13 protein-coding genes are annotated in these 17,664 nt (G+C 66.6%); 5 read left to right on the forward strand and 8 right to left on the reverse strand.

Annotated elements, in window-relative coordinates:
• Positions 1-9: 9 nt before the first annotated feature.
• Entirely contained in the window at positions 10-1,164 is a 1,155-nt protein-coding gene (gene hpnH, locus HV711_RS04000; protein WP_013591244.1) for an adenosyl-hopene transferase HpnH, read from the forward strand.
• A 176-nt stretch (positions 1,165-1,340) separates the two neighbouring features.
• Here hpnH and HV711_RS04005 read toward each other — a convergent pair whose 3' ends face one another.
• Positions 1,341-1,946 (reverse strand): MlaC/ttg2D family ABC transporter substrate-binding protein, encoded by a 606-nt coding sequence (locus tag HV711_RS04005; protein ID WP_028361297.1) that lies wholly within the window; start codon positions 1,944-1,946, stop codon positions 1,341-1,343.
• 330 nt (positions 1,947-2,276) lie between these two features.
• On the opposite strand from HV711_RS04005, the gene hpnN reads away from it, so the two are divergent.
• Positions 2,277-4,892 carry a hopanoid transporter HpnN gene (gene hpnN, locus HV711_RS04010; RefSeq protein WP_028361298.1) on the forward strand — a complete coding sequence of 872 codons (2,616 nt, stop codon included), beginning with the start codon at positions 2,277-2,279 and terminating at the stop codon, positions 4,890-4,892.
• Positions 4,893-4,894: 2 nt separating this feature from the next.
• Positions 4,895-5,965 carry an MlaA family lipoprotein gene (locus HV711_RS04015; protein ID WP_035484627.1) on the forward strand — a complete coding sequence of 357 codons (1,071 nt, stop codon included), beginning with the start codon at positions 4,895-4,897 and terminating at the stop codon, positions 5,963-5,965.
• A 200-nt stretch (positions 5,966-6,165) separates the two neighbouring features.
• Here HV711_RS04015 and HV711_RS04020 read toward each other — a convergent pair whose 3' ends face one another.
• The 7 genes from HV711_RS04020 to HV711_RS04050 form a co-directional block, all read right to left on the reverse strand.
• Positions 6,166-6,909, reverse strand: a complete 744-nt coding sequence (locus HV711_RS04020; protein WP_035484626.1) for a phosphorylase — start codon at positions 6,907-6,909, stop codon at positions 6,166-6,168.
• A gap of 3 nt (positions 6,910-6,912) precedes the next feature.
• Positions 6,913-8,934 carry a squalene--hopene cyclase gene (gene shc / locus HV711_RS04025; protein WP_035484624.1) on the reverse strand — a complete coding sequence of 674 codons (2,022 nt, stop codon included), beginning with the start codon at positions 8,932-8,934 and terminating at the stop codon, positions 6,913-6,915.
• Complete coding sequence (gene hpnE, locus HV711_RS04030) at positions 8,934-10,241, reverse strand: hydroxysqualene dehydroxylase HpnE (protein WP_035484623.1); 1,308 nt, start codon at positions 10,239-10,241, stop codon at positions 8,934-8,936. Before hpnE ends, shc begins: the two co-directional genes overlap by 1 nt.
• 4 nt (positions 10,242-10,245) lie before the next feature.
• On the reverse strand, positions 10,246-11,094 hold the full coding sequence (hpnD, locus tag HV711_RS04035; RefSeq protein ID WP_035484621.1) for a presqualene diphosphate synthase HpnD: 849 nt from the start codon (positions 11,092-11,094) through the stop codon (positions 10,246-10,248).
• Positions 11,095-11,301: 207 nt separating this feature from the next.
• A complete protein-coding gene (locus HV711_RS04040; RefSeq protein WP_035484619.1) occupies positions 11,302-12,240 on the reverse strand; it encodes a sensor domain-containing diguanylate cyclase in 939 nt (312 codons plus the stop codon).
• A complete protein-coding gene (locus HV711_RS04045; RefSeq protein ID WP_014972644.1) occupies positions 12,237-12,860 on the reverse strand; it encodes a chemotaxis protein CheC in 624 nt (207 codons plus the stop codon). Before HV711_RS04045 ends, HV711_RS04040 begins: the two co-directional genes overlap by 4 nt.
• Positions 12,853-13,221 carry a response regulator gene (locus HV711_RS04050; protein ID WP_013591254.1) on the reverse strand — a complete coding sequence of 123 codons (369 nt, stop codon included), beginning with the start codon at positions 13,219-13,221 and terminating at the stop codon, positions 12,853-12,855. Before HV711_RS04050 ends, HV711_RS04045 begins: the two co-directional genes overlap by 8 nt.
• 670 nt (positions 13,222-13,891) lie before the next feature.
• Between HV711_RS04050 and HV711_RS04055 the strand changes: the two genes are divergently transcribed.
• Both HV711_RS04055 and HV711_RS04060 read left to right on the forward strand, forming a co-directional pair.
• Complete coding sequence (locus tag HV711_RS04055; RefSeq protein WP_035484618.1) at positions 13,892-16,174, forward strand: hybrid sensor histidine kinase/response regulator family protein; 2,283 nt, start codon at positions 13,892-13,894, stop codon at positions 16,172-16,174.
• A gap of 233 nt (positions 16,175-16,407) precedes the next feature.
• Positions 16,408-17,589 carry a hypothetical protein gene (locus HV711_RS04060; RefSeq protein ID WP_035484616.1) on the forward strand — a complete coding sequence of 394 codons (1,182 nt, stop codon included), beginning with the start codon at positions 16,408-16,410 and terminating at the stop codon, positions 17,587-17,589.
• The last annotated feature ends 75 nt before the right edge of the window (positions 17,590-17,664 follow it).

The raw sequence follows: 17,664 nt of genomic DNA on the forward strand, positions 1-17,664 counted from the left end.
GAGGACGTCTTGTCTATTCCGCTGCTACAGAAAGTCCGGGTCGGCGCATACATCATGCGTCAGCACCTGTCCGGCAACAAACGCTATCCGCTCGCACTGATGCTGGAGCCGCTGTTCCGCTGCAATCTCGCCTGCAATGGCTGCGGCAAGATCGACTATCCGGACCCTATCCTGAATCAGCGCCTGTCGCTGGAAGAATGCCTCGGCGCCGTCGACGAATGCGGCGCGCCGGTGGTCTCCATTGCAGGCGGCGAGCCGCTCCTGCACAAGGAAATGCCGCAGATCGTCAAAGGCATCATCGCGCGCAAGAAGTTCGTGTACCTGTGCACGAACGCGCTGCTGATGGAAAAGAAAATGGACGACTACGAGCCGAATCCGTACTTCGTGTGGTCGGTTCACCTCGACGGCGATCAGCAGATGCACGACCACTCGGTGTCGCAGGAAGGCGTGTACGAGAAGGCCGTCGCGGCCATCAAGGAAGCGAAGCGCCGCGGCTTCCGCGTGAACATCAACTGCACGCTGTTCAACGACGCGGTGCCGGAGCGCGTGGCCGCGTTCTTCGACACGGTCGGGCCGATGGGCGTGGACGGCATCACCGTCTCGCCGGGCTACGCGTATGAGCGCGCGCCGGACCAGCAGCACTTCCTGAACCGCGACAAGACCAAGCACCTGTTCCGCGAAATCTTCAAGCGCGGCAACAACGGCAAGAACTGGTCGTTCAGCCAGTCGGCCATGTTCCTCGACTTCCTCGCCGGCAATCAGACGTACGAATGCACGCCGTGGGGCAACCCGGCGCGCACGGTGTTCGGCTGGCAGAAGCCCTGCTACCTGGTCGGCGAAGGCTACGTGAAGACCTTCAAGGAATTGATGGAAACCACGGACTGGGACAAGTACGGCACCGGCAACTACGAAAAGTGCGCCGACTGCATGGTCCACTGCGGTTTCGAAGCCACGGCCGTGATGGATACGGTCGCCCATCCGCTGAAGGCGCTCAAGGTCAGCATGCGCGGTCCGAAGACCACGGGCGCGTTCGCCAAGGACATCCCGCTCGACAAGCAACGCCCGGCCGAGTACGTGTTCTCGCGCCACGTTGAAATCAAGCTGGAAGAGATCAAGGTGGCGGGCAAGGGCAACAAGGTGCAGACGGCGACGGCTGCGCACTGAGCGCACACCGAGTATTCAAGGCGGCGTAGCTCCGTGCGGCGGGGCCGTCGTCCGGAAGTTCGCGCTGCATGATGCAAAAAAGCGCGGTGGCCTGCAAAGCCACCGCGCTTTTTTCTTGCGGCTTAGTTGGGACTTAGTTGGGAAGCCGGAGGCTGACCTTCCGCCTCCGCGCTGGATCACCCCGCGCTGCGCGCGTTATGCGCGGTCAGGAATTTGATCAGGCCGTCGACCCCGCCTTTGGCAAGCTGATCGGCGAATTGCGTCTGGTACACCTGAATCAGCCACGCGCCCATCATGTTGATGTCGTAGATCTTCCAGCCCGACGGTCCCTTCGTGAGCCGGTAGTCGATTGCATCGTCACCGCCATTGCTGATGACGTGCGATTGCACGACGACGTCTTTCGCGCCGCCTGGCACATTGGCCGGCAAGAACTTGAACTTCACGTCCTGGTCGCGCAATTGCGAAAGCGAAGACGCATACGTGCGCACCAGCAGCAGCGTGAACTGGTCGTAAAGCTGCTTCTGCTGTTCGGGCGTGGCGGTGCTCCACGCCTTGCCTACCGCGATACGCGTGGTGCGCTGAAAGTCGGTTGCCGGAACGAAGCGCGTCTCGACCAGTTGCGTGATCTTTGCCATGTCGCCGCCGCGCGCCTGCGGATCGGCTTTCATTGCCGAGACCGTGCCTTCGACGGCACTTTTTACCACCGAGTCCGGCGCGCTCTGCGCAAAGGCCGCCGTTGACACGACGGCGGCAGCGAGGAATGCAGACAGATAACGTTTCATACGCTCAGGCAACCTGAAAAGAGTGTGCGCCGCCGGTCAGGGAACATGCGATGGGGCGATTGAGCAAGCCCGAAGCAAGCTGGCGGCGAAAGCTGGATAGACCAGTATACCGAGATTGCGTTCCCGCCCCACAGGGTCCGTGCAATGGGCGTCCAGGGTCCCGGCAGCGCTACACCGCCCCCATGGCCCGGGAGCCGCAATTGCTACGGCGATTGTCTGCCCGGCATCGCCGGCGCGCATTGCTGCCGAATGCGGTCCGGTTTGCTCCGGCTCTGTATACTTGTGCACTTTCGTCAAAATGCCACCCGTGATAAGGCCAGCTCCGCCTACATGCTGAAGTCATCTATTGTTCGCCTCGTCGCCTATTCGGTGCGCCATCCATTGCGGATCATCGCACTGTCGATCGTGCTCGCCATTTTGAGCGGCATCTATGTCGCGCATCACTTCAAGATCAACACCGACATCAGCCGTCTCATCGAAACCGACAAGGAATGGTCCACGCTCGAGCATGCAATGGACCAGGCTTTCCCGGACCGCGGCCAAACCGTGCTGGTCGTCGTCGAAGCACGCGCGCCGGAATTCGCCGACGCAGCCGCAAGCGCGCTGACGGCTGCACTGCGAGCCGAGCCGAAAGAATTCGTCGCCGTCTCGCAGCCGGCCGGCGGGCCGTTCTTCGAACACAACGGTCTGCTCTTTCCGTCGACGGAAGAGGTCATGTCCACCACGTCGCAGCTTGTGCAGTCGCGCCCGCTCGTGAACACGCTCGCGCACGACCCGAGCCTGACGGGACTGGCCGGCACGCTCACCACGAGCCTTCTGCTGCCGCTGCAGATCGGTCAGGTGAAGCTCTCGGACATGAGCCGCCTGTTGTCGCAAAGCGCGAACACGCTCGACCTCGTGCTGGCGGGCAAGCCGGCCGCTTTCTCGTGGCGCGCGCTCGTCGACAGGAGCGCTGCCACGAATCCGGCGCGGGCCTTCGTGGTCGTGCAACCCGTGGTGAACTACGACGCGCTCGAGCCCGGCGCCGCGGCGTCGCAACGCATTCGCGACACGGCCGCTTCGCTGCATCTCGACTCGCGCTATGGCGCGACCGTCCGTCTGACCGGCGAACAGCCGCTCGCCGACGAAGAGTTCGCGTCCGTCAAGGACGGCGCGGTGCTCAACGGCATCGCCACGTTTGTTGTCGTGCTCATCATTCTGTGGCTCGCGCTGCGCTCGGGCCGCATGATCGCCGCGGTCTTCATCACGCTCTTTGTCGGACTGGCAATCACCGCCGCGCTGGGCCTCATGATGGTCGGCGCGCTGAACATGATCTCGGTTGCGTTCATGGTGCTGTTCGTCGGGCTCGGCGTCGATTTCGGCGTGCAGTTCGGCGTCAAATATCGGGAGGAACGCAATCGCGACGACCGTCTTTCGGCTGCGCTCGCCCATACCGCGCACAGTATCGGCGTGCCGCTGACGCTTGCCGCCGTCGCCGTTGCGCTCAGCTTCTTTTCGTTTCTGCCGACGGCGTACCGCGGCGTGTCCGAGCTGGGCGAGATCGCCGGCGTCGGCATGTTCGTCGCGTATCTGACGAACATGACGCTGCTGCCGGCCTTGCTGAAGATCTTCAACCCGCCGGGCGAGCCGGCATCGCCGGGCTTCAAGCAGCTGGCTCCCGTCGACGACTTTCTCGCGCGCCACCGCAAGCCCGTGCTGATCGGCACGCTGATCGTCGTGATCGGCGCCACGCCGCTGCTCACGCGTCTGCACTTCGACTTCAATCCGCTGCATCTGAAGGATCCGCATACGGAGTCGATGGCCACGCTGCTGTCGCTGAAGGACTCGCCCGAGGCCGCGGTGAATAACGTGCATGTGCTCGCGCCGTCGCTGGCCGACGCCGACCGCATGGCCGAGCGCCTGCGCGCGTTGCCCGAAGTGGGCCGCGTCACGACGCTCGACAGCTTCGTCCCCGAGCAGCAGCAACAGAAAATGATGCTGATCGCGAGCGCCGCGCAGCAGCTGCTGCCCGCCTTGCAGCAACAGCCGGCGCCGCAAGCCACGGACGCGGTGCGCGTCGCGGCGCTCAAGCGCGCGTCGAACCAGCTCTCGCTCGCGGCCGACGACCACCCGGGCCCAGGCGCCGCCGAGGCCAAACATCTGTCGGCCACGCTGCAAAAGCTCGCCGCCGCCGACGCCGCCACGCGCGACCGCGCGGAAACCGCGATGTCCGAGACACTGCGCATCGCGCTCAAGCAACTCGAAAATCTGCTGCAACCCACGGAAATCACGCGCGACACGCTGCCGAAGGACATCTCCAGGGGCTGGGTCTCGAAAGACGGCCGGGCGCTCGTCGACATCGCGCCCAAGGTGAAGCCCGGCGCCGATCCGAACGACGACGTCGCGCTCGCACGCTTCGCGCATGCCGTGAAGAAGGCGGAGCCCGGTGCGATCGGCGGGCCGATCTCGATCCTCCATTCCGCGGACACGATCATCAAGGCGTTCCTGCAGGCCGCGTGCTGGGCGCTGCTGTCCATCGCGATCCTGTTGTGGGTAGCGCTGCGCCGCCTCGGCGACATGCTGCGCACGCTGGTTCCGCTGCTGGTCTCGGCGCTCGTCACGCTGGAACTGTGCGTGGTGTTCGGCATGCCGCTGAATTTCGCGAATATCATCGCATTGCCGCTGATGCTCGGCGTCGGCGTGGCCTTCAAGATCTACTTCGTGATGGCGTGGCGCAATGGGCAGACGGGCCTCTTGCAGTCGAGCCTGACGCACGCAGTGCTGTTCAGCGCGGCGACCACGGCGACGGCGTTCGGCAGCCTCTGGCTATCGCATCATCCGGGCACGTCGAGCATGGGCCGCCTGCTGGCGCTGTCGCTCTTTTGCACGCTCATTGGTGCGGTGGTTTTCCAACCCGTGTTGATGGGCAAGCCCCGCCCACGTCGCGCGAAGCACAAAGGAATATAAGCATGAAACTGCGTACCACTGTGCTGGCGCTAGCCGCCACCGGCCTTGTATCCGGCTGCGCAACGGCCCCCGACCGCAAGCCCGGCGACCCGTTCGAGCCGATGAACCGTGCGGTGTTCAACTTCAACGACGGCCTTGACCGCTACGTCGCGGTACCCGTCGCGAAGGGCTATCAGAAGGTGACGCCGCAGCCGCTGCGCACGGCCGTGAGCAACTTCTTCTCGAATCTCGGCGACCTCACGAACGCCGCGAACGAACTGCTGCAGCTGAAGATCACCGACGCGACGCAGGACATCGTCCGCTTCGCGTTCAATTCCACGTTCGGTCTGGGCGGCCTGCTCGATTGGGCGACGCCGGCGGGCTTGCCCAAGCATCATCAGGATTTCGGCCTGACGCTCGGACGCTGGGGCATTCCGTCCGGACCGTATCTCGTGCTGCCGCTTTTCGGTCCCAGCACCGTGCGCGACAGCATGGGTCTCGTGGTGGACGTGAAGTTCAATCCCCTTAACTACATGGAACCCGCGGTGCGCAATCCGCTGTACGTGCTGCAGTTCGTGAGCGTGCGCTCGGATCTGCTGGGCGCGACGGATCTGCTGCAACAGGCGGCGTTGGACAAGTACTCGTTCGTGCGCGATGCGTACACGCAGCAACGGCGCGCGCGTCTGCGCGGCACGAGCGACAACGCGGCGCCGCTTCCGGAATACGACGATCAGGGCGACTCGGGCGCCGCCACTGTGCCGGCCAAGGGCGCCGCCGCAGGCGCGCCGGCCGCGCTGCCGAACTACGCGGATCCGGGCGATACGGCCGCGTCGCCGGATGGCGGGTCCGGGGCGGCTACGGGGGCGCCCGCGAGTGGGCTGCCCAATTACACCGATCCCGGCGATACGCCGGCGAGCGGTGCGGCTGGCTCGGTCGGAGCGGCGCCGGGTCGGCCCAATGAAGGGTCGAATGAAGGGTCGACTGTCGGGCCGGCCGCGCCGGCTGCGGCCTCGGCGGCAGGCACGGCGCCCATGGCTCCGCGCTCTACGTCTCCTGAGACAGCAAAGCCGGCTTCCGCGCCAGCTGCGCAGTAAGGTTCATCGGGAAGGGCACGCCTCAGTGCGTGTGCCGATGGCTGACATGGCCGTTCGAACAGCGACGCGACGCGCCCGCGGCAAATAGGCCCGCGGCAAATAGGCCCGCGGCAAACGGGCGAGCCACAAACCAGCGGGCCACAACCGAGCGGACTTCAAACGAGCGCCCGGCAAACCAACGACGCGCCAGCGCCAGCGCGTCAGGCGCTGCGCATCTCCAGCGCCCGCGCCGCGCCGAGCGCCTCGCGCGCCTGCACCAGCGAAAGACGCGCCGCGCGGGCATCGACGGCCACCTGAATCAGCGCGCCGATCTGCGACGGCTCGCGCAGCAGTTCGCGCAGGATCGGCGCGAGCGCCGTGCTGCCGTCGTCGCGCAAACCGGCTGTCGCCGCGGACGGCAGCGTGCGCCACGCCGGGTCGACGACCGCGCGGCACACGGCAAACGGCACACCGCGCGCGGCGGCCATGGCGCCGGCCAGATGCGACTCCATGTCCACCGCCAATGCCCCCGTCGAGCGATGCAGCGCGCGTTTGTCGTCGGCGGATATGAGCGGCGCGGCGACCGTCGCCATGGGACCGCGGTTCAGGCGCGACGCGAGCGGGCCCGCGGCCAGCGCGGCGGCGAGCCGGTCGGCCCACGCGGAATCGGTCGGAACCCGGCCGAACGGGCCCACCACCGCGTCGGCCACGACCAGCGCGCCCGGCTTCAGGTCCGGCGCGAGGCCGCCCGCCGTGCCGAAGCTGACAATGCCCGAGCAACCGCGCGCCACTGCCGCGCTCAGCGCGCGCTCGAGCAGGTCGGCGCGCGCCGCATACACCACCTCGACGCCCTCGCCGCGCGCAATACGCGCCTCGAAGGCCATGCCCGTCACGACAATCACCGGCAGACCGGCGGAAGCGGAACCCGAGCCGGCATCCGCGGATGCCGCTGTTGAACGCAACATCCGTTACATTCCGACGGCGACGCGCGTGAGCCCGTTGCGCTTCAGGTGACGGTAACGCGCCAGCGCCCACAGCGGGAAGAACTTGCGATAGCCGTGGTAGCGCAGATAGAACACGCGCGGGAAACCGGTCGCCGTGAAGCGCGTTTCGTCCCACAGACCGTGCTCGCGCTGTTCGCGCTGCAAATAGCCGATGCCGCGCTCGACCGCCTCGTGATCGACCTCGCCCGCTGCCATCAGGCCCATCAGCGCCCAGGCCGTTTGCGACGCCGTGCTCGGGGCGCGCTCGTAGCCGCGATAGTCCAGCTTGTAGCTCTCGCCGCCCTCGCCCCAACCGCCGTCTTCGTTCTGGATCGACAGAAGCCATTGGGCAGCACGTTTGATGCGCGGGTCGTCGTGCGGCATACCGGCCGCGTTCAGCGAACAGAGCGCCGTCCACGTGCCGTAGATGTAGTTCAGCCCCCAGCGGCCGTACCAGCTGCCGTCCGCTTCCTGTTCCTTCAGCATGTAGTCGAGCGCGCGTTGCGCCGGTTCGCTGTTCTGCGGCAGTTCGCCGAGTTGCGCGAGCATCGACAGGCAACGGCCGGACACGTCCGCGGTAGGCGGATCGAGCAGCGCGCCGTGGTCCGAGAACGGAATGTTGTTCAGGTAATACTGCGTGTTCTCGGGCTCGAACGCGCCCCAGCCGCCGTCGCTGCTCTGCATGCCGACCACCCACTCGCGCGCGCGGGCAATCGCCTCGCGGTCCACGTCCGTCTGCGTCAGCGCTGCCGAGCGATGCATGGCCATGGCGACCACCGCCGTATCGTCGACATCCGGGTAATAGGCGTTGTTGTACTGGAACGCCCAGCCGCCCGGCCGCACGTTCGGCCGGCGCGAGATCCAGTCGCCGCGCACGTCGAGAATCTGCAGCGGACGCAGCCAGGCGAGGCCGCGTTCGGCCGCCTGCTCGGCGCGCGCCTCGCCGGTTTCCAGCAGCGCGTGCGCCGCGAGCGACGTGTCCCACACCGGTGACAGGCAGGGCTGGCAATACGCTTCGTCGTCCTTGATGACGAGCAGCTTGTCGATCGACTGACGCGCAATCGCCCGATTCGGATGATCGGCCGGATAGCCGAGCACGTCGTACATCATGACCGAGTTGGCCATGGCCGGGAAAATCGCGCCGAGGCCGTCTTCACCGTTCAGCCGCTGATCGACGAAGGTCACCGCCTCGCGCACCGCGCGCTCGCGCGTGGCTTTCGGAAAGAGGCCGTCCACTGCGCGCAGCACCGTGTCCACGACACGGAAAAAGCGGAACCAGCCGACGTGCTGATGCGGCGCGCGTTCCGGCATGCCGGTGTTCACCGGCGCCCCGCGGAACAATTCGTCGATGCGCACGCGGCGCGGGTTGCGCGCCACCGGCCGCCTGGCGTTGAGCACGAGAAGCGGCACGATCACCGTGCGCGCCCAGTACGACACCTTGGACAGATGGAACGGGAACCACGTCGGCAGCAACGTGATTTCGACGGGCATCATCGGCACCGCGCGCCACGACACCACACCGAAGAGCGCCAGCAGAATGCGCGTGAACACGTTCACGGCTTCCGCGCCGCCGTGCGCGAGAATCGCCTCGCGCGCGCGGACCATGTGTTCGGCGTCCGCGGCATCGCCGATCATCTTGAGCGCGAAGTACGCCTTCACGCTGGCGCTGATGTCGAGCGCGCCGTCCGTGAAGAGCGGCCAGCCGCCGTTGGGCAACTGGATGCGCCGAAGGTAGCGCGCGATTTTCTGCTCCAGCTCCAGGTTCGGCGTCTCGCCGAGGTAATGGACGAGCAGCACGTACTCTGCGGGAATCGTTGCGTCGGCCTCGAGTTCGTAGACCCAGTGGCCGTCCGGATTCTGCGCGGCGAGAATCGCGTCGGTCGCGCGCGTGATGGCGGCGTCGAGCGCCGTGTCAGACGCCTGCGCCGCAGCGGGCGCGCTGCGCGCGTCGCCGGCGGGTTCGGACAGAGCGGCGCCCAGCAGGTGGGCTTGAGATAGGTCGTTCATCAGCGTTCCATCGGTTGATTCAGCAGCGTATCCGCGGCCTGCTGGCCGGAGCGGATCGCGCCTTCAATCGTCGCGGGCAGGCCGGTAGCCGTCCAGTCGCCCGCGAGCATCAGATTGTTCCAGCGAGTGCGCGTGCCGGGACGCAGCGTTTCCTGATCCGGCAGCGCGGCAAACGTCGCATGTCTATCGACCACGACCTGCCAGGCCGGCCGGGGCGCGGCGGGCAGATTGGCCGCCTGGGCGACCTCGGCCCACACGCGTGCTGCCAGCTCATCGGCCGGCGTGTCGATCACGTCTTCCGCGCCATAGACCGTCGCCGACAGGCGTCCGTCGAACGCGAAAAGCCACTGCGCGGTACCGTTGACGAGGCCGGTGACAGGCGGCAAGCCGAACGGCGGCTCGACCGCGAAATACACGCTGACGGTCGCCGTGAAGCGGGTCGGCGCGCGCAGCCCCGGCACCAGCGTCTGCGCCACTTCCGGCGGCACGGCGAGCAGCACCGCATGGTTCGCGTCGAGCGAGATAGTTCGTTCGGCGAAATGCAGCGCCTGCACGCGGGCCGCGCTTACGCCGGGTTTCACGCTGGCCTTGGCGCCGGCTATGGCGTCCGCGGCGAACACCAGTTTGTCGAGCCGCGAGCCGAGTTCGATCGTCGCGCCGCCATGCTGCAGCAGCCGCAACGCCGGGTCGACGAACGCACGGCTCAAGCCATTGCGCGCAACCAGCGGCCGACACGCCAGGCCGCCCGCGATCAGCGTCTCGCGCACCATGGCCGCAGCCAGTTCCGCCGACGCGTCCCGCGGCTCCACGTTGAGCATCGCGCGAAACAACGGCGCGAGCAGGCGGTCCCACAGCGGGCCGTTGCTGCGCATGGTCTGCGCGACGCTGCGGCCGGGCTTCGCAAAAAAGAGCGGCAGCATACTCAGATAATCGCCCGGGCCGGTATTCGGCACGCGTGCATTCGGGTCGAAGATCCACCATGGCAGCCGCCCCGGCGACAGGCGCACCGTCCAGCGCGCGCGCGTGGCCAGGTCGACAAAGGGGAATTCCGGTAACGCCGGCCCCGTCAGTTCATCCGCCGAGCCGATTGCCCGCAGGTAATTGAGCGTGGCGCTGTTGCCCGACATCATCAGGTGATTGCCGCTGTCGATCGTCGCGCCGAGCGTGGCGTCGTAATACGAACGGCAACGGCCGCCGGCCTGCGCGGCCGCCTCGTGCAACACGACCCGCGCGCCGCGCCGCTGCAACTGCACGGCGGCGGCGAGGCCGGCGAGGCCCGCGCCGACCACATGTACGAGCCTCGGCATCAGCTCAGAAAAGCGCGTAACGCGCGACGATCCACAGCAAGTGCAGCTTCGGCTTGCTGACTTTCGTGCGCGGAATGTCGAAGCCGCGCTCCAGCGTGCGCTCGAGCAGCACGCGGTACACCCCCGACATGATGCGCGGCGCGCGCACATGGCCGCGCGGCTCGCGGTCCATAATTGCGTCGGAGGCGGCGAAGTGCTCCTGCGCGCGCGCGGCGAGCGTCGCGCACACGCGCGGCAGCGACGGGTCGTCGGCGACCTGCTGCGGGTTCTTGATCGCGATGCCTTCGCGCGCGAGCAACTCGCGCGGCAGATAGCAACGGTTGATGCCGGCGTCTTCGTCGATGTCGCGAAGAATGTTCGTGAGCTGCAGCGCACGGCCGAGATGGTGCGCGAGCAAACGGCCCGGCTCCTCCTGCATCCCGAATATTCTCACCGACAGACGGCCCGCCGCACTCGCGACGCGGTCGCAATACAGGTCGAGCGTGGCTTCGTCGGGCGCGCAGATGTCGGCGGCGGCGTCCATTGCCATGCCGTCGATCATCGCGTGGAAATCCTCGCGCTGCAGATGAAACGTGTGAATGTGTCGGGTGAGCGCGCGCAACGAGGCGCGCGGCGCGCCGGCATAGCACGCGTCGATGTCGGCGCGCCAGCGCTCGAGCGCGGCGGCACGCTCGGCGCGCGGCATGTCGCTGTCGGCGATGTCGTCGACAGCGCGGCAGAAGGCGTAGACCTGATACATCGCGTCGCGCTGCGCGGCCGGCAGGATGCGCATGGCGAGATAGAACGAGCTGCCGGACGTGGCGGCAGCGGCGTCGATTTCAGTATCGTCCACGACGAGATTGGAAACAGCCAAGACGATCTCCGCAGGAGGGCGCCCGCTGAAAGGCGTACAGGAATTGTGATGCCTCGCCGCAGGGCGGGCGGCCCGCGCGCGCGGACACGCGCGAAACAGACGGCTGGGAGGCCGGAAACGGCGAAAAGTATATCAACGTTTGTGAGACGACGCAGTTTCGCCTGCGGAATAAGGGGCGCGAGCCTTAGTGAGGGCCTCGGCAGGCGTTCACGTCAGCGCGACCGAGCGGTTGCGTCCCTGGCGCTTCGCGCTGTAGAGCGCCGCGTCGGCCTCGTTGATCAGCACCTCGTAGGCGGGCAAACCGGGGCGCGCCGCCGCGCCGCCGACGCTTGCCGTCACGGGCACGCCCGTGCCCTGCACCTCGACCGGCGTGTCCGCAATCGTGCAGCGGATTTTTTCGGCGACGCGCATTGCATCCTCGAGCGGCGTGCACGGCAGCAGCAAGGCGAACTCCTCGCCGCCGAAACGCCCAAATGTGTCCTGCGCCCGCACCACGCCGGCGACGCGCTGCGCCATCACGCGCAGCACGGTATCGCCGACGCCGTGGCCGAATTGGTCGTTGATCTTCTTGAAGTGGTCGAGATCGAACAGCAGCACCGACATGTCGCCGCCGTAGCGCTGCCAGCGCGTGTATTCGTCCTGCAGACGCGCCTCGAAGTAGCGGCGGTTGGCAATGCCGGTGAGCCCGTCGCGGTCCGCGTATTCCTGGAGCTTGGCGACGGCCTCCTCGCGCTCGCGCTGCACAATGCTCACGTGCGTCACATCGGAGATCGTCACGCACACCGCCACCACTTCGCGATCGCGCGTGAGCGGCATGAAGGTGCAGTCCTGCTGCATGTAGTCGACGCCGCCGGTGATCGGCCGGTCGTGATCGAACTTGAACAGATAGGGCCGCTGCTCCCACGAACTGAACGCGAAGCTGCCCAGCTGAAACACGCTTTCGATCTTGCGCGACAACCACACGCGCGGCAGTTCCGGAAAATGCGTGAACAATGACTTGCCGACCACCTGCTCCGCCGACAAGCCGCTGTGGTCCTGCATGAACCGGTTCCACATCAGCACGTTCATGTCGCGGTCGAGCACGAAGATGCCGAAGCCGACCCGCTCGACCACCAGATCGCTCAACGACGGCGCGGGCGAACTCATAGGCTGGAGAGGAGCGCGTCGAGCGCGTCGTTCATGTGACGGATGGATTCTTCCGCCATCAGCATCACGAGATGGGCGCGGAAGCTCTGGTCTTCGAGCGTGAAATTGACCTCCACGAGCAGCGCGACTTCCCATTGCAGCACGCCGGGCTGGAACACTTCGTCGAGCGTCAGTGCGTCGCCGAGCAGGCCGGGCGCGGAGAACACCGGCGTGCGGCCGAGCTGGTCCAGAATGCACGACACGCACGCGCCGGTGAGCACATTGGCGACGTCGAACATCAATTCTTTCTGGCTCACCGATTCGTAGGCCGAGCGCGAGTAAGGGTCGCTCACGAGCGCGCACAGATCCTCGACGCTGTCGCTGCGACAGATCACGAGCGCCTCGCCCTTGATGTCCGAGCGAAACCCCTGACGCACCGCGCTCACCGGATCCTGGATCCCGGTCATTTCCCTCAGCGCCTGCGCCGCCTCGCTGACCGCCACCACCCTCACGCGCGGCACCGACAGCTCGATGAACGAATCGAGCAGCCGTGCGAGGCGCGTCGCGGCTTGACCCATCGCCAGATTGGCGACCTCTTGCAGCGCGTCGCGCTGATCTTCGGTGAGGACTGGCTCAGACATACAACCCGTACTCCTTGAGGATGGGCAGTACCGCCTCCGGCGTCACGGGCTTGGCGACGAACGCCGCGGCGCCGAGCGCGCGCACGCGCGACTGGGCCATCGGCTGGATATCGGCTGAGACGACGATGACGAAGGTGTTCAGATCCTCATGCTGCAATGCTTCGAGCACCTGATAGCCGTTCATGTCCGGCATGGTCAGGTCGAGGAACATCACCGAGGCTTTCCCTTGGCGATACAAAGCGAGCGCTTCCCGTCCGTTCGAGGCGTAGGACACCTCGACGTCCCAATCCGCCGGCAATGCCTTGGTGAGCACCTTGCGGGCAAGCAGCGAATCATCGGCGATCACGATAGGCAAAGACATGGCGGCAAAAGACGGAATAAGCTCGTTCGGGTTAACGGCGGGTGGCGGGAACTCTTTAGGGCGGAGTCTGACGGCGAGCGGCGACAGGCGCCTGCTGGAAGGCGCCTGTCGGCCCGGCGGGGATAAGGCGCGGCAGGGCGCGTTGGGCGAAACCCGTGCGCGCGCAGAACTGCGCGCGCGTGCGGCGGACGACGGCTGTGACCGGCATGTGCTGAGCCTACCCCGTAGATGAATCGGCGCGGCTCGCTCAATCTGGCTTAAGTCTTGCCGCGCGCGTGGTTCCGCGAACGCCCGGTGCTCACGCGCGTACGCATGATCCGGTGCCCTCGCGGCGTATGCGTTCGAACATGGCGGACGCACTTTTTGTCGTGGCGTCGATTCTCGAAGTAAACCACCCGAAACGCAATACGCGCTATTCTCGCCTGGCTAACAATATCTTCCTGCATTATCCATTTTTCGAAAACATACGCGCCGCATAATAATCGTTTCTATACCGTTTATACTTTTGTGTACGTTTGCGCTTCGTAATTCGTCACTGTTTTAAAAGTCCGATGAATTGCGCGTCCTACAGGCAAGCGCAGTCCACTACGGTAACTTCTACCGCCGTTCTGCGACTATGCTTCTCGTATCATCCTGTCTCTTTTCGCCTGGAAATACCGAGCATCTGACAATGACACAAGACCGGTTCGATCCGCGCCGAGCGAGCCGCCGTTCCGCTGAAAGGCAGGGCGACGCCGTATTTCCCGCCGTGCCCGAACGGAATTTTCACGTGCGGCGCATCACGCTGATCGCGCTGCTCGTCGCCGCAGTCGTGCTTCCGTGTCTTTACGTCGCGGCAATGGCGTTCAGCGACCTGCGCAGCCGCGAGGCCGACGCCACGGATATGACGCTGCGCACCGTGCGCGTCGCCGAGGAACATGCGCTGAAAGTGTTCGACATGAACGAAACGCTCGACACGCGCATCGTCGATTTGACGGAAGGTCTCGGCGACGACGGCATTCGCGCGCGCGAGGCGGCCATTCATCAGAAACTGCGCACGATGGGCGGCGGCTATCCGCAGGTCGCCGCCGTGTCCATTTTCGGCCGCGACGGCGCCTTGCTGGTGACGAGCCGGTTTTATCCGGCGCCGCCGGTTTCGATCGGGGACCGCGACGATTTCGTCGGCTTGCGCGAGGGCCGCGACCTCGAGCACGTCTCGAAGGTGATGTCGGGGCACGTCGCCGGCGAGCAGGTGTTCAACACCGGCGTCGAACGTCGCGCGCCCGACGGCACATTCGCCGGCGTGGTGTCGGTCGCGCTGCGGCCGAGCTATTTCGACGCGTTTTACCGCGAGCTGCTCGGCGGCACCGACGGCCTGCCGATGACCATGACCCTCGTGCGCACCGACGGCGCCGTGCTCGCGCATTATCCGCGCCGCCCGGGCGAGCCGAACGCGGTCGCGGCGGACTCGCCGTTCGCCGAGGCGATGAAGGAACGGCGACGCGCGGGCGTGACGCGCATGCGCTCGAACATCGACGGCGACAACATGATCGTTGCATTCCGGCACGTCGGCTCGTATCCGGTCTACGTCATGTGCGGCTACCGCGCGTCGGCCATGTGGACCGCGTGGTACCGGCATCTGGCCGTGCTGTTCCTGTCCATATTCACGCCGTCCGTCGCGCTCTGGTGCGTGATCTGGCTGTCGCTGCGGCGGCTCGGCGCCGAGGAAGAGGCGTGGGAGCGCTGGCAGGCGGAAGCCTCCATGCGTCGCTCGATCGAATCGGCGTACCGGCAGTCGCGCAAGATGGAGGCGCTCGGTACGCTGGTCGGCAGCGTCGCGCACGACTTCAACAATCTGCTGATGATCCTGTCGGCGAACGTGCAGATTGCGCGGCGCCGCGGCGCCAACGGGCTCGACCGCGAACTCTCGGCCATGGAGCGCGCGCTGAAGAGCGGCCAGTCGCTCACGCGGCAGTTGCTGGGCGTGGCGCGCAAGCAGCCGCTGCGCAATGAAACCGTCGCGCTCGACCGCTGGCTGCCGGCCTGTCGCGACCTGCTGCGCGCGTCCCTCGGGGCGAAGGTTTCTCTGGTGATGGATGTCGGCGTCGGCATCTGGCCGATGCGCGTGGACGTCGCGGAACTGGAACTCGCGCTCATCAACATCGCCGTGAACGCGCGCGATGCCATGCCCAACGGCGGGCGCTTCACCGTGCGCGCGACCAACATCACGTTCCGTCACGAAGACGGCTTTCCGCTGACCGGCGATTTCGTTCAGGTGTCGCTGGAGGACACCGGCGTCGGCATGGCGCCCGAGGTGCTCGCGCGCGCCTTCGAGCCGCTCTTCACGACCAAGGCGAAGGGCATGGGCACCGGGCTCGGCTTGCCGCAGGTGTTCGCCTTCTGCGAGCGCTCGGGCGGGCTTGCCGCGATCGACAGCGCGGTCGGCGCAGGCACGTCCGTGCGGCTCTATTTGCCGCGCGCGACGGAAGCGCCCGCAGTCGACGTGCCGGTCGAAACGGGCACCGAGGACGGTAGCGCACCGCATGGACTGCGCATTCTGCTTGTCGAAGACAACGAGGAAGTCGCGGCGGGCACCGAAGCGCTGCTGCAGATGATGGGCCACCACGTCACCTGCGTCCTGAACGCCGACATGGCTTTGCGCCTGCTGGACGACGGGCACCGGCAGCTTAGCCGCACCGGCGAGCCGCTGCCGTTCGACGTCGTGCTGTCGGACATCCATATGCCGGGCAGTCTGAATGGCATAGACCTCGCCGAGGCCATCCGGGCCTTCGACGCCACGCTGCCCGTCATTCTCGTGACGGGCTACGCGGAGGAGCTCGATCGCGCGCGCCAGGTCAATGTGCGCGTGCTGTCCAAGCCTTTCGACATCGCGCTGCTGGAAAGCCTGCTGCAGGGAATCCAGCGGGAGCTCGCGCAGAGCGGACTGGATCCGGCGGCGCATCAGGTGCAATAGCGCACCGGCGGTTCCGGCGGGGGGCTGCTTGCCTCGTGCGCTCCATTACCGCGGATTGTAAAAACGCGCAGGCCGCGGCCCGCCGCGGGATTTTGTCGAGGGCCTTCGCGCCGGCCCACGGCTGCGGCCCGGCGACGCGCGAGCCGCATTCCCGGCATGAACGTTGCGGCATCCGGTAGCTAATGGGGACGGCGCGCAACGCGCTGTCCGTCCTACCCAAACGGGAGACAGCCATGCGACATACCGTGATTGGTTTATTCAACACCTATGCTGACGCCGAAGCCGCTCGCGACACCTTAGTGCAGACCGGTTTCGCTCGCGACACCATTGAATTGCAGGCGAACGCCGAGCCGTCCGTCGGCTCCGCCACCGAGGAAGTCGCCGGGTCGGGCGTGCTCGCCAACATCGAACGTTTTCTGTCGAGCCTCTTTGCCAGCGGCCCGCGCGCGCCCGAGACGGCGCGCTACACGGAAGCGGTGCGTCGGGGCGCGGTGCTGGTCGTGATCGACGCCGCCAGCGAATCGCACGCGGAACTCGCCCGCAACACGCTGACGCGGCTCGGCGCGACCGATATCGGCGAGCGCTCGCCGGACTGGGGCACGCAAACGGCGTCCGAAAGCGCGCGCGAGCATTCGTTGCTCGACGAGTTGGGGATTGGCACGGGAACGGCGGGTAGCGCCGCGCCGGGTGCGGTGCGCGGGGCCCAAAGCGGCATGACGGGCGCCACCGGCCGGGAGACGAGCGCGACGACGTCGGCGGCAAGCGGAACGATGCCGGCGGGCGGTGGGGGCGCGCCGCGCGCGACCGGTTTCAGCGCCACGACGCCGTCTGCGGCGACGACTGATCCGCTGAAGACCGATCCTCTAACGGCCGATCCGCTGAGGTCTGATCCGCTCGCGCCCGATCCGCTCTATTCGACGTCCCCGCGCAGCACCGACGCCGAACCGTTCGTACCGCCGCCGCTCAACGAGCGTCCGGCAACCGGTCCGCTCAGCGAGCCCATACACGACCCGCTGACCGGGGACGCCGGACGCAGCGCCATCGCCGCCGGCTCGGCGCCGGGTTCGGGCGCGGTCATGCAGCCGTCGGAAGTGGTCTCGGGCGCGGGGCATCCGACGGCGGGTTTGAGCGGCCAGATTCCGAACGAATATCTGGAGTACGAAGAAGACTTCCGCATCCATTACGACGAGCAGTATGCAGCCGACGACTCGCGCTACGAGGACTATGTGCCGGCTTATCGCTATGGCGCCGAGATCGGCAGGGACGTGCGTTTTCGCGACAGAGCGTGGGACGACGTGGAACCTGAGGCGCGGCGTCATTGGGAATCGACGTCGGCGGACAACAGCACGTGGGAGCGCTTCAAGCTCGCCGTGCGCCACGGCTGGGAGCGCGTCACGGGACATCACCACGTATAGGAAGCAGAAACGGGGAAGCGGTAGCGGCAGCGCGCGCTCTGAAGCCTGAGCGCCGCCGCCGCGTTTAACGCGCAA

This window comes from Paraburkholderia phenoliruptrix (genome assembly GCF_902859825.1).
GTDB lineage: Bacteria > Pseudomonadota > Gammaproteobacteria > Burkholderiales > Burkholderiaceae > Paraburkholderia > Paraburkholderia phenoliruptrix.

What these genes read in the sequence shown, in the direction of transcription:
- HV711_RS04005 (WP_028361297.1), bottom strand. Translation starts at nt 1,946, where the DNA reads ATGAAACGTTATCTGTCTGCATTCCTCGCTGCCGCCGTCGTGTCAACG.
- hpnN (WP_028361298.1), top strand. Translation starts at nt 2,277, where the DNA reads ATGCTGAAGTCATCTATTGTTCGCCTCGTCGCCTATTCGGTGCGCCAT.
- HV711_RS04015 (WP_035484627.1), top strand. Translation starts at nt 4,895, where the DNA reads ATGAAACTGCGTACCACTGTGCTGGCGCTAGCCGCCACCGGCCTTGTA.
- HV711_RS04020 (WP_035484626.1), bottom strand. Translation starts at nt 6,909, where the DNA reads ATGTTGCGTTCAACAGCGGCATCCGCGGATGCCGGCTCGGGTTCCGCT.
- shc (WP_035484624.1), bottom strand. Translation starts at nt 8,934, where the DNA reads ATGAACGACCTATCTCAAGCCCACCTGCTGGGCGCCGCTCTGTCCGAA.
- hpnE (WP_035484623.1), bottom strand. Translation starts at nt 10,241, where the DNA reads ATGCCGAGGCTCGTACATGTGGTCGGCGCGGGCCTCGCCGGCCTCGCC.
- HV711_RS04040 (WP_035484619.1), bottom strand. Translation starts at nt 12,240, where the DNA reads ATGAGTTCGCCCGCGCCGTCGTTGAGCGATCTGGTGGTCGAGCGGGTC.
- HV711_RS04045 (WP_014972644.1), bottom strand. Translation starts at nt 12,860, where the DNA reads ATGTCTGAGCCAGTCCTCACCGAAGATCAGCGCGACGCGCTGCAAGAG.
- HV711_RS04050 (WP_013591254.1), bottom strand. Translation starts at nt 13,221, where the DNA reads ATGTCTTTGCCTATCGTGATCGCCGATGATTCGCTGCTTGCCCGCAAG.
- HV711_RS04055 (WP_035484618.1), top strand. Translation starts at nt 13,892, where the DNA reads ATGACACAAGACCGGTTCGATCCGCGCCGAGCGAGCCGCCGTTCCGCT.
- HV711_RS04060 (WP_035484616.1), top strand. Translation starts at nt 16,408, where the DNA reads ATGCGACATACCGTGATTGGTTTATTCAACACCTATGCTGACGCCGAA.